This is a genomic window from Clostridioides sp. ES-S-0054-01 (genome assembly GCA_021561035.1).
Classification (GTDB): Bacteria; Bacillota; Clostridia; order Peptostreptococcales; family Peptostreptococcaceae; genus Clostridioides.
On sequence record CP067346.1, the window covers coordinates 1133270 to 1145901 of the forward strand.

Annotated in this window: 12 protein-coding genes; 9 read left to right on the forward strand and 3 right to left on the reverse strand. The window is 28.7% G+C overall.

Annotation, left to right across the window (positions count from 1 at the left end):
- Positions 1 to 85: 85 nt before the first annotated feature.
- Both JJC02_05515 and JJC02_05520 read right to left on the reverse strand, forming a co-directional pair.
- Positions 86 to 652, reverse strand: a complete 567-nt coding sequence (locus tag JJC02_05515; protein ID UDN55632.1) for a tyrosine-type recombinase/integrase — start codon at positions 650 to 652, stop codon at positions 86 to 88.
- Between the two features lie 267 nt (positions 653 to 919).
- Complete coding sequence (locus JJC02_05520) at positions 920 to 2179, reverse strand: sporulation integral membrane protein YlbJ (protein UDN55633.1); 1260 nt, start codon at positions 2177 to 2179, stop codon at positions 920 to 922.
- Between the two features lie 124 nt (positions 2180 to 2303).
- Here JJC02_05520 and JJC02_05525 point away from each other — a divergent pair, with 124 nt between their 5' ends.
- From JJC02_05525 to JJC02_05545, 5 genes are all read left to right on the forward strand, one after another.
- Positions 2304 to 3017 (forward strand): FadR family transcriptional regulator, encoded by a 714-nt coding sequence (locus JJC02_05525; GenBank protein UDN55634.1) that lies wholly within the window; start codon positions 2304 to 2306, stop codon positions 3015 to 3017.
- A 117-nt stretch (positions 3018 to 3134) separates the two neighbouring features.
- Positions 3135 to 4409 carry a nickel-dependent lactate racemase gene (larA, locus tag JJC02_05530; GenBank protein UDN55635.1) on the forward strand — a complete coding sequence of 425 codons (1275 nt, stop codon included), beginning with the start codon at positions 3135 to 3137 and terminating at the stop codon, positions 4407 to 4409.
- Between the two features lie 16 nt (positions 4410 to 4425).
- Complete coding sequence (locus JJC02_05535) at positions 4426 to 5214, forward strand: electron transfer flavoprotein subunit beta/FixA family protein (GenBank protein ID UDN55636.1); 789 nt, start codon at positions 4426 to 4428, stop codon at positions 5212 to 5214.
- 13 nt (positions 5215 to 5227) lie between these two features.
- Positions 5228 to 6448 (forward strand): electron transfer flavoprotein subunit alpha, encoded by a 1221-nt coding sequence (locus JJC02_05540; protein ID UDN55637.1) that lies wholly within the window; start codon positions 5228 to 5230, stop codon positions 6446 to 6448.
- A 10-nt stretch (positions 6449 to 6458) separates the two neighbouring features.
- Positions 6459 to 7850: an FAD-binding protein gene (locus JJC02_05545; protein ID UDN55638.1), complete on the forward strand. Its 1392-nt coding sequence runs from the start codon at positions 6459 to 6461 to the stop codon at positions 7848 to 7850.
- Between the two features lie 260 nt (positions 7851 to 8110).
- On the opposite strand, the gene JJC02_05550 is transcribed toward JJC02_05545, so the two are convergent.
- On the reverse strand, positions 8111 to 9391 hold the full coding sequence (locus JJC02_05550; GenBank protein UDN55639.1) for a nucleotidyltransferase: 1281 nt from the start codon (positions 9389 to 9391) through the stop codon (positions 8111 to 8113).
- A gap of 461 nt (positions 9392 to 9852) precedes the next feature.
- Here JJC02_05550 and JJC02_05555 point away from each other — a divergent pair, with 461 nt between their 5' ends.
- The 4 genes from JJC02_05555 to fapR all read left to right on the forward strand — a co-directional run bounded on the left by JJC02_05555 (position 9853) and on the right by fapR (position 12627).
- Positions 9853 to 11049 carry an acetate kinase gene (locus JJC02_05555; protein ID UDN55640.1) on the forward strand — a complete coding sequence of 399 codons (1197 nt, stop codon included), beginning with the start codon at positions 9853 to 9855 and terminating at the stop codon, positions 11047 to 11049.
- A gap of 92 nt (positions 11050 to 11141) precedes the next feature.
- Positions 11142 to 11666 (forward strand): DUF177 domain-containing protein, encoded by a 525-nt coding sequence (locus JJC02_05560; GenBank protein ID UDN55641.1) that lies wholly within the window; start codon positions 11142 to 11144, stop codon positions 11664 to 11666.
- A gap of 24 nt (positions 11667 to 11690) precedes the next feature.
- Positions 11691 to 11867, forward strand: coding sequence for a 50S ribosomal protein L32 (gene rpmF, locus JJC02_05565; protein UDN55642.1), 177 nt, complete (start codon positions 11691 to 11693; stop codon positions 11865 to 11867).
- A 202-nt stretch (positions 11868 to 12069) separates the two neighbouring features.
- On the forward strand, positions 12070 to 12627 hold the full coding sequence (gene fapR, locus JJC02_05570) for a transcription factor FapR (protein ID UDN55643.1): 558 nt from the start codon (positions 12070 to 12072) through the stop codon (positions 12625 to 12627).
- The last annotated feature ends 5 nt before the right edge of the window (positions 12628 to 12632 follow it).

Here is a 12632-nt window from a genome sequence, read left to right on the forward strand (position 1 = left end):
GTCTCATGAACTAAAAAGTTCATTTTGAGACACTCCTTTTTAGTATCTGGTGAATTAATAAGATAATAGAATGTATACGTTATAATTATCCAATAAAGAAATTTTCACTAGCTTCATTAATAGCTTGCTGAGTTACTCTTATATATCTCTGTGTAGTGGCAACAGAGCTATGATTTAACAGTTCCTTAACCAATTCTAAGTTATTGTTACTCTTTTCAAATTGAGTAGTAGCGTAGAGCTTTCTAAAGCTATGTGTACTTATATTATACAAATTTAAGTATCTGCAAATTATCCTCAATTGTTTCTGAATAGCTTTTGTCTTTATATTTACTAAATAGTCATCTGATTTAAGATTATATTTTCTTGCATGTTCATTTATAGATTCAATTATATTTTTATTAACTGGTCTATATTGTAATTTACCTGTCTTTTTTTCATTTATTTCTAACATATTACCTTTAAAATTACCTATTTTTAATCTTAAAATATCTGATATTCTTAGACCTAAATTAGCTTCTAACATTAGTGCCAACGCAACTTTAGGATTTTTTCTAAATCTTTTTTCAATGCCATTTTCACTATAAATAAAGCCAGTATGTAATAGTTCCATTATCTTTTTATATTCGTCTATTTCTATAGGTCTTGTTGCCATTTTCAACCACTCCTCTTAGTTTGATTTGGTAAGTTTAGGTCGGTATTTATTATATAATATAAATTAAATATTATATAATGGAAAAATATTCCAATAAACTTATGCAAGTGTGATATATGTGATTAAGGAGAATTTTTTGAAAAATATTTCTGATAAAATTATCAAATTGTGATGAAATAACTGTACTGTTAAACTAATTAAAAAGGTTATTAAAATTATGACAAATATAATAAAAAAATGGAAGTATTTAGTCAATTTTTGTTAGTTTTATTTTTTTCGTAAAAATTTTCTAATGAAAAAAGTATTTTTATATCTTATTAGTTTCCCACTTGTAGATAAATTTTTCATATGCTTTTTAGCAATAAATACAGCTGAGATTAGATAGATTATTACTATAATTTGAAGAATTGTATCATAATAGCTAAGATAATAAAACCAGATTAAATTGTTATATATAACATTGTATGTATCAGCAAAGCTAGAAACTAATACAGTAGAGTTTGCAATTGGATAAAGTATAAATATAAATATAGCAGCTAAAACTCCATGTGCAAACTTACTTAGTATGTATAATTTTAAGTCTATATCTGTTTTTGATAAAAATGTACAGCATTGAGCTAGGATGGACAATCCACTAAATCCTATCAAAAAGCTAGCTAAAGATGCTCTTAAAATTTCTGGAGTACTTGTTACACTAGATACCTTGTTGCAACCTATAGTAATTTCAAATAGACCACTTACAAATGCTTGACAAAGTTCTTTATTGACACCTAAAAATGAAAGAGGCAAATATATAACTGATGCTATTAATGAGATTACATTAAAAAGAGATAGTATTTTAAATACTACTGAAAAAACAATTACAAATCCACCAACTGTAAGTAATGTATTTACTCCATTAAATACAGCATTTCCAAATAGAACAAAAAAACCATTCCCACTTGAATTCCTAATGTTGATTATATTTTTTATGTTTGTTTTTAAATCCAATTTTGTCTTTGGAAGACTTTCATTACCATAGTTTCTAAAGAAAAGACCAACTAATATAGTTCCTAGATAATGGCAGAGAATCATTAAGTAACCTAAGTTTGAATTTTGGAACATACCTGTACCGACTGAACCTATTATGAATAAAGGCCCTGATGTAGAACAAAAAGACACAAGTCTTTGAGCCTCATGCTTAGAAATTTGTCTACTATTTCTAAACTCAGAGGCCAAACTTACTCCCACGGGATAACCAGATACTGTAGATATAGCAAAAGCTAAAGCACTCTTTCCTGAAACATTAAACACAAGTCTAGTTATGGGATTGATAATAAATCCTATAATATCCACTATTTTTAAATCTACAATTAAGTTTGCTCCAATTATAAATGGTAGTAGTGATGGAACTAAAACATTAGACCATATAGTAAAGCCCTCTCTTGCAGATTTTATAGCTTCATTTGGGTATAGGATAATGCCTAAAACTAGAACTCCAACTATGATAGATGGAGCAAAAAAAGCAATAATTTTATTTTTTTTCATAATATCACCTGTAAATTTGAGTTATAAGATATTATATTAAAAGTAATAAAAATATATGAATGTAATGACTTAAGATATATAATAGATATATATTACAACAACGATTATCACATTGGAGGAAAAAATGTTTAATAGTATAGCTAGTAAAAAAGTTTATGAACAAGTAATTGAGCAAATACAATATAAAATACTAAATGGAGAGTTAAAAAAGGGTGATAAATTACTATCAGAAAGAGAATTGTCTGAGCAAATGAACGTAAGTAGAACTTCCATCAGAGAAGCTATTAGAGTATTAGAGACTATGGGAGTGATAGAAAGCAGACAGGGTGAAGGAAATTTTATATGTACAAATATAGAAAAAACTTTAATAGAACCCTTATCTATGATTTTTAAACTTAATAATGGTACACTCGAAGATATATTAGAGCTTAGAATAATTTTAGAAATTGAGACTGCAAAACTAGCTTCAAAGAGAATAACTTCTTCTGAAGCTATAGAGTTGAAAAGTATAATAGATGAAATGAAAATAGAAACTAATAAAAAAGATAATAATCGGGCGTTGGTTTTATTAGACCAAAAATTTCACAGTAAACTGGCAACATTGAGTAAAAATTATTTAATTCAAAGTCTTTTTATGACAGCATCAAAATTATTTGATGGATTTATAGAAGATGCAAGAGAAAAAATAATCGCAGAGCCCTTTAATGAAAATATATTACTTAAGCAGCATGAGGCTATATACAATGCAGTTGTAGAAAATAATATAGAGCTTGCATGTGAGAAAGTAAAGGAACATATGAATTTTATAAGTAAAAATTATAGAAAAAATGAAAATTAAAAGTTTGTTATAAAATAAATTATTCTTGCAAATGGTAGATAATGGTACTATTATATAAATGTAAAACTGGTATGACCACATACCAATTTTATAATTTATTATAATAGGAGATTAAAAATGGTAAAGTTAAAAGTACCGTATTCAAAACAAGGAATGATTTTAGAAATACCTGAGAAACGTTTTCTTGGGGTTTTAGAGGCAAAATTGGATAATTATATAGAACATAAGACTCAAGAAGAAATAGTTGAAGAATCTATGAATAATCCTATAGGCTCTAGTTCACTGGAAGAACTAGTTAAGGGGAAAAAGAATGTAGTCATAATTACAAGTGACCATACAAGACCTGTACCAAGTAGAATAACTATGCCAATTATATTAAGAAGAATTAGGAAGGTTAATCCAGAAATTGAAGTGAAGATTATGGTGGCAACTGGATTTCATAGGGCAAGTACAAGAGAAGAACTAGTTTATAAAATGGGAGAAGAAATAGTAGATAACGAAGATATAGTTATGCACGTGTCTACTGATGACGAATCTATGTGTAAGGTAGGCGTATTACCTTCAGGTGGAGATTTATATATAAACAAACTAGCATATGAGGCAGAACTTTTAATAGCAGAAGGTTTTATAGAACCTCATTTCTTTGCAGGTTTTTCAGGTGGCAGAAAAAGTGTACTTCCAGGAATTGCATCTGCAAAGACTATAATGTATAACCATTGTAGTGACTTTATAGACAGTGATAATTCAAGGACTGGAAAATTGAATAATAATCCTATTCATGAGGATATGGTATATGCAGCTAAAGTTGCAAAACTAGCATTCATATTGAATGTTGTAATAGATAAAGATAAAAAAATAATTGCCTCTTTTGCTGGCGATGTCGAAAAAGCACATACTAAAGGGTGTAAATTTGTAACAGAGTTATCGAAAGTAAATCCTATAAAATCAGATATTGTTGTAACTACAAATGGTGGATATCCACTAGACCAAAATATTTATCAATCTGTTAAAGGGATGACAGCAGCCGAAGCTACTTGTAGAGAAGGTGGAGTAATAATAATGATTGCGGCTTGTAATGATGGTCATGGTGGTCAATCTTTTTATGAAAATGTGGCAAATGCAGATTCTCCAAAACAACTTTTAGATAAAATTAGAAGTGTCAGCAGATTAAACACAATTCCAGACCAATGGGAATTTCAGATACTAGCAAGAATACTATCTAAATATACTGTAATAATGGTAACAGATAAATGTAATCCTGAAATGATAAAAAAAATGCATATGAAACATGCATTTAATTTTAGAGAAGCTTTAGAAATGGCAACTAGTATAGTTGGTAAAGAGAGTAAAGTAGTAGTTATACCTGATGGAGTTTCAGTTATAGTTAAATAAAAAAGGAGTGTACTTTATGGAAATTTTGACATGTATTAAACAAGTGCCTGGAACAACTTCAGTAGAAGTTGATGAAACTACAGGAGTACTAAAGAGAGATGGAGTAGATTCAAAAATGAATCCTTATGACTTATATGCTTTAGAAACAGCACTTAGAATAAAACAAAAGAAAGGAGCTAATCTAAAAGTACTTAGCATGGGTCCTCCTCAAGCAAAGAAGGTAATTAAAGAAAGCTTTATGATGGGAGCTGATGAAGGAGCATTAATAAGTGATAGGAGATTTGGAGGGGCAGATGTATTGGCTACTTCTTATACCATATCACAAGGTATTAAGAAGATGGGAAGAGTAGACTTGATAATTTGTGGAAAACAAACTACTGATGGTGATACAGCACAGGTTGGACCTGAAGTAGCTGAGTTTTTAGATATACCTCATGTTACTAATGTTACAAAATTAATTGATGTTAAAGATGAAAGTATAGTTGTTGAAATAGATATGCCAAATGATTTACAAGTATGTGAGATTGAATATCCATGTTTAATAACTGTAGAAAAAGATATTTTTCAACCAAGACTACCTTCATTTAAATTAAAATTAGATACTAAAGATAGAAAAATACCTGTATATAGCCTAGATGATTTTGAAGATAAAGACGAAAATAATTATGGGCTCAATGGTTCTCCTACTCAAGTTGTAAGAATATTTCCTCCAAAGCCAAACACAGATAAAAATATTGTGAGAGGAAATGCAGATGAACTAAGTTCTGCGCTTGTAAATAAATTAGAGGAATTAAAATTAGTGTAAGGAGGAGTAATAAATGTCAAAGATAGTTGTAAATCAAGATAAAATAACTGACTTAAAGGGAGTATTAGAAATATGTCCTTTTGGGGCTATAGAAGAAAAGTCAGGTATAGTAGAGATAAGTGCTGGCTGTAAGATGTGTAAGTTATGTGTCAAAAGTGGACCAAAAGGTGCATTTGAATTTATAGAGAGTAGTAAAGTACAACTTAATAAAGATGAATGGAGGGGAGTTGCAGTATATGTTGAACATCACAATGGAAATATACATCCTGTAACGTATGAGCTTATAGGTAAGGCTCGTGAGATGGCATCAAAAATAAAACAACCTGTGTATTGTGTGTTTGTGGGAAAAGACATAAGAGATAAGTGCAGTAATTTAATTTCTTATGGTGTGGATGAGGTATTTATATATGATGAAGATGAATTTAAAGATTTTAGAATAGAACCATATTCAAAAGCAATAGAAAACTTCATAAATAAAATAAAACCAACAATAATGTTAGTTGGTGGAACTACACTAGGTAGGTCATTGGCTCCAAGACTTGCTGCTAGATTTAGAACAGGTCTTACAGCAGATTGTACAATACTTGATATTCAATCAAATACAGATTTAGACCAAATAAGACCTGCTTTTGGCGGAAATATAATGGCTCATATAAATACACCAAATAATAGACCACAATTTGCAACTGTAAGGTATAAAATATTTTCAGTACCAGAAAAAGTAGAAAATGCAACGGGTAAAGTAACATTATGTGAAATAGAAAAAAATGAGTTGAAATCTAAGATTAAAGTACTAAGTGTAAAAGAAAAAAATAAAGAAGTGGGTCTTGAAGAAGCTGAAGTAATAATAGTAGCGAGTAGAGCAATAAAAAAACAAGAAGATATGGAGATGATATATAAATTAGCTGATAAGTTAAATGCTCAAGTTGCAGGAACAAGACCTGTAATAGAAGCAGGTTGGATAGATGCTAAAAGACAAATAGGTCTTAGTGGTAGAACTGTAAAGCCTAAGCTTATAATAACTTGTGGTGTATCTGGAGCTGTTCAATTTGTTGCAGGGATGCAGGGTGCTGACTATATAGTAGCCATAAATAAAGATGATAAGGCACCTATACTTGATGTAGCACATCTAGCCTTAATAGGAGATATTTACGATATTATTCCTAAATTGATTGAAAAGATAGAAAATAAAAAAGATGATAATCAAAATTATATAGCATCAGCAGCTAAATAGGGGGATAGAAATGTATAAATTAGTTGATAAAAAAGATATAGATTTTTTAATAGATACTTGTGGAGAAGAAAATGTAGTAGTTGGAAGTAATATAAATGAAGATTTCTCACATGATGAACTTGGAGGGATTGAGAAGTACCCTGAAGTTTTAGTAAATGTGCTTGAAACTGAACAAGTATCTAAAATAATGAAGTACGCATATGAAAATAACATACCAGTCACACCAAGAGGTCAAGGTACTGGTCTTGTAGGTGCTGCTGTTTCCATAAATGGTGGAATAATGATTAACCTGTGCAAAATGAATAAAATACTTGAAGTTGATTATGAAAATTTAACATTGACAGTAGAGCCAGGTGTTTTGTTGATGACAATAGGTCAATATGTTCAAGATAGAGACTTATTTTATCCACCTGACCCAGGTGAGAAAAGTGCTACAATTGCGGGGAATATAAACACTAATGCAGGTGGTATGAGAGCAGTAAAATATGGCGTCACAAGAGATTATGTAAGAGGTCTTGAAGTTGTACTGCCAAATGGAGAAATTATAAATGTAGGTGGAAAGATAGTTAAAAATAGTTCTGGATATAGTATAAAGGACTTATTAGTAGGTTCAGAAGGTACTTTAGGAATAGTTACTAAAGCTATATTAAAATTGCTTCCTTTACCAAAGAAAAGCATAAGTTTGCTTATACCATTTCCAAATTTATCAATGGCAATAGAAACTGTTCCTAAAATAATAAAATCAAAATCAATACCAACAGCTATAGAATTTATGGAAAGAGATGTGATACTGGCAGCAGAAGAATTTTTAGGTAAAAAGTTTCCAGATAATACATCAGATGCTTATCTTTTACTTACATTTGATGGAAATAGTACTGAAGATATAGAAAAAGAATATGAAAAAGTAGCTAATTTATGTCTAGAAAATGGTGCATTAGATGTATTTATATCAGATACACAGGAAAGAAATGATTCTATATGGTCAGCTAGAGGTGCATTTTTAGAGGCTATAAAGGCATCTACTACACAGATGGATGAATGTGATGTAGTTGTTCCAAGAGATAAGATAGCAGAGTTTATAAGATACACTCACGAGCTTCAAGATAAATTAAAAATAAGAATACAAAGTTTTGGTCATGCAGGAGATGGAAATCTACACATATATATTTTAAAAGATGGTATGGATGACAATACATGGAAAATGAGATTAAAAGAAACTTTTGACTGTATGTATAAAAAGTCCAGAGAACTTAGTGGTCAAGTTTCTGGTGAGCATGGTATAGGATATGCTAAAAAAGAGTACTTGCATGAATCAAATTCAGATGCTTATATGATGTTAATTAAAAATATAAAGTTAGCTTTTGACCCTAAAAATATTTTAAATCCAGGTAAAATATATTAGAAATATTAATTTAATAATGTTTGCAAAACAAAAAATATAAAATTATATTTAAATGTAATATTTTAAAATTTACTCTTAAATCTAAAGCTAAATTGTAAAAGTTTTAGGATGGCAATATTTACTTAAATTTAGAAAGTTAGATAATATTTAAGTTGATGTTGCCATCCTAAAAGCCTGTGTATGTAGATAAAGTAAGATTATTGTGTCTTGTATAAAGTGTTAATAAAATAGTTTTTTACAAATATAGTTATTTTAAAAATCTATTTTATATAGATTGGATGAGTGTAAAAATCCATAGGACCTTTTATTAAGTCTTTATTATTTTTATAATATACTGAGTTGTATATATTTGTAGATTTTATGTCATAACTTATGAGTGTTCTAAAAATAACATCATCTAATGAAAATGATATATTTGAGAATTTATTTATTATTTTTATTTCAGATTTATTTTTTATCTCTTTTAGGATTTCTCTGCCTTTGTCATTAAAAGCAAGTATTCTTATATAAGGGATTACATCTATATTTTTTACAAGTTGTATATCACTTTTTTTAATACCTAACAATATATTATTTAAAGTTCGTTTGATTTTAGTTAAAGTGTATCGCTTAGATTTAATTGATAGTTGTAGTTCATGTAGAGATTTAGATGTAAAAATATTTTTGTAGATTTTATTTTCTATGCCTTCATTTACCTCAAAATAATCTTTTAAAGTGTCTATATCTCTAAGTATAATTGTATTTAAAGCATCAAAGAAGAAGTTATCAAACATAGGTAAAAAACCATTATTTATTTTTTCATTTAGGATATTATAAGTTTTTTCTGGAATAACATTTTTTAAATAAAAAAGGTTTATATTTTCTTTAAGTGAAGTTCTTATAGCAGTAGCCGAGCAAATTTCACTATCAATTTCTTCAGAATTATATTCTGATTGAACTCTAGAGATAGTAAATGGTTTTATACTACTATTTAAGTAGATGAGGTTTTTTATATATTCTATGCCAAGTATATTGTTTGATGAATTTAATATTTTTGCTAATTGTTCCTTTGAAGAATTCTGTATAAAGTTATTTTTTTTGTATTGATGTATATAATCCAAAAGTGCATTAGCTCTAGCTGTTGGGAATAAAAGACCATCATCTAAATATTTTTTTAAAAGTAGCTTAAATTTATCAGGTTCATTTGCTAAAATCTCGGCGATATTATAAAGAATTTCTGTATCTCCCTCTTCACTACCAAAACATATAGAATTTATACAGTTTAGTGAATTTAAAACTGTTGTAGCACCATGAGAAAAAATTTCAGCACTTTGACAAGCAAATAGAGTTGGTAATTCTATAACTAAGTCTACACCATTTTCGACAGCGATTTTTGCTCTGGTATATTTATCAAATAAAGCTGGTTCACCTCTTTGTAGAAAGTTTCCACTCATTATTGCTACAGTATGTGTTGCATTTGTTTTTTCTATAGATTTAGATAAATGATATATATGCCCATTGTGAAATGGGTTATATTCAACTATTAATCCAAGTACATTCATAAAATACTCCTTTTATATTTAGTTATTTTATATATATCGTAATTTATTACAATATGTATAAAATTTAAAAATTTAATTATAAAGCTAAAAAACGTAAAAAAATTTATAAAAATGTAGAAATTCTACATAATAAAAAACTAATTAAATGTTATTAAAATAACTTTATTAGAGCTTTATATTATATTATTATAGCAAATGGGAAAGAATAATCTACATTAAGTTAATTTATTGATATATTATTAGTGAAAGATACAATTTACCATACTAGAAATATGATATAATATAAAAAAAAAGTATATACTTTTATATTAAAAGGTGATATATTATTTATGAAAATCGTTTAATGTATACAATAATATATCTATGACAAAATAATAAAAGATAGAGTTTTATTTAGACATTTATTACAAATCAAAATTTATTACATATTATTTATAAAAAAATCTAAGGAGGAAATAATAATGAAAATATTAGTATTAAACTGTGGGAGTTCTTCATTAAAATATCAATTAATAGATATGAGTAATGAAGAAGTTTTATGTATAGGGTTAGTTGAGAGAATAGGAATAGAAGGTTCTATACTAAAACATGAAAAAGCAGGTAGAGATGATAAATACGTTGTTGAACAACCAATGAAGGACCATAAAGATGCAATAGCATTAGTTTTAGAGGCTGTTGCTCATCCAGAATTTGGTGCAGTTAAAGAAATGAAAGAAATAGATGCAGTAGGACATAGAGTTGTACATGCTGGAGAAAAATTTGCAACTTCAGTGGTAATAACTCCAGAAGTAGAAGAAGCTTTAAAAGAGTGTATAGATTTAGCTCCACTTCATAATCCAGCAAACATAATGGGAATAGATGCTTGTAAAGCTATACTCCCAGATGTACCAATGGTAGGAGTATTTGATACTGCTTTCCATCAAACAATGCCTAAATCTTCATATTTATACGGTTTACCTCATGAGTTATACACTAAATATGGGGTAAGAAGATATGGATTCCACGGAACTTCTCACAACTATGTATCTCAAAGAGCAGCAGAGATATTAGGAAAAGATATAAAAGATTTAAAAATAGTAACTTGTCACCTAGGAAATGGTGCTTCTATAGCTGCTGTTGATGGTGGAAAATGTGTAGATACATCTATGGGATTCACTCCATTAGAAGGATTAATAATGGGAACTAGATGTGGAGATATAGACCCAGCTATATTACCTTTCTTAATGAGAAAAGAAGGTTTAGATGCTGATGGATTGGATAACTTAATGAACAAAGAATCTGGAGTATATGGAATGACTGGAATTTCTAGTGACTTCAGAGATATAGAAGATGCAGCTAAAAATGGAGACGAAAGAGCTCAAGCAACATTAGAAGCTTATGTTAAAAAAGTACAAAAATATATAGGTGCTTATGCTGCTGAGATGAATGGATTGGATGTCGTAGTATTTACTGCAGGTGTTGGTGAAAATGGAAAAGCTATAAGAGCAGACATTGCTTCTAACATGGAGTTTTTAGGAATGAAATTAGATAAAGAAGCTAATGATGTTAGAGGAAAAGAAACAGTAATATCTACTGCTGATTCTAAAGTAAAAATGCTTTTAATACCAACTAATGAAGAATTAATGATAGCTAGAGATACATTAAGATTAGTAAAATAATTTAAGTAAACTGATGCCTATCAAGTAAAAATACTTGACAAACAAATGCTAGATTTGTATAATAAATTTGGTGATATGTTGAGGTGAACTTAATGAAAGTTAGCATAGAAAAAATAAATAGAAAAGAAACTGACAAAATAGACTTGAATTTTTGTGAAAAAATTGATACTATTAGTTATTGTGATGAGATTTACAAATTAGTATCACCTGTAAATTTAAAAGGGAAAGTGTCAAAGACTAATAAAGGTTTATATCTAGATATAGATGTCAATTTTACAGTTGTTGACAATTGTTCAAGATGTCTTAAAGAAGTAGAAATACCATTAGAGTATTCTATAGAAGGTTTTTTAGTAAAAGAAGAAGATTATGATGAAGATGAGTTTGAGGAATTTGATCCTTTTATATTCGATGGTGAAGAAATCGACCTTGTTGATATAATAGAACAGACATTAGATTTTAATGTACCTCATAAAGTTCTTTGTAGTGAAAACTGTAAAGGTCTTTGTCAAGTATGCGGAGCAAACTTAAATGAAGAAGAGTGTTCTTGCAGTGAAATTACAAACGATGAGGAATACATAGATCCTCGTTTTGCTAAATTAAAAGATTTATTTAATTAAATTTTGACTAAGGAGGTGGCGTAAATGGCAGTACCAAAGCGTAAAACGTCTAAATCAAACACAAAAATGAGAAGAGCAGCTAACTCAAAGATGGAAGCAACAGGATTTGTAAGTTGCCCACAATGTCATGAGCCAAAATTACCACATAGAGTGTGTCCAGACTGTGGATATTATAAAGGTAAAGAAGTTGTATCTAAGTAATAGCTTCTAAAAAACATGTAGAGTATACTCTACATGTTTTTTTTGTACATATAAAAAAAGATGATTTACTAGAGAAATAAGTGGATTTTATGCATATTAAAAAATAGAAAAATAATAATATAAGTATTGAAAATTTTTGAGTGTTACTATATACTACTATTAGTAGCTGGTACTAATTACAGCTATAAAATTTGGAGGGAACATGAAAAAGAAAAGTAAAGCCCAAAGACAAAAAGAGCTTATAGATATGCTAAAGACGGATCCTTTTTATACTGATGAAGAATTATCAAGTCTGTTTGATGTAAGTATTCAGACTATAAGATTAGATAGAATGAGTCTAAACATACCAGAGCTAAGAGAAAGAGTCAAATCAATAGCAGAAACTCAGAGTTCAAAAGTAAAGACTTTAGGAGTAAAGGAAATTACAGGAGAAATCATTGATTTATCTGTAGGGCGATTAGGTATATCTATGTTAGAAGTTACACAAGACATGATTTACTCTAAGACTAATACTTTAAAAGATACGTATATATTTTCTCTAGCAGATTCATTGGCAATGGCTATAATAGATGCACCTAAAGTTATTATGAGAGTTGCAAATGTAAAAAGTTTTAAGTTGATAGAACAACAAGATAGGCTTATAGCAAAAGCAGAAGTGTATAGAAATATAGATAAAAAGCATTATGTAAAAGTTGTTATCAACAATAAAGCTCAAGAGCAAATATTTAGAGGAAAGTTTATCTTTGAAGAATTAGATTAGGAGGG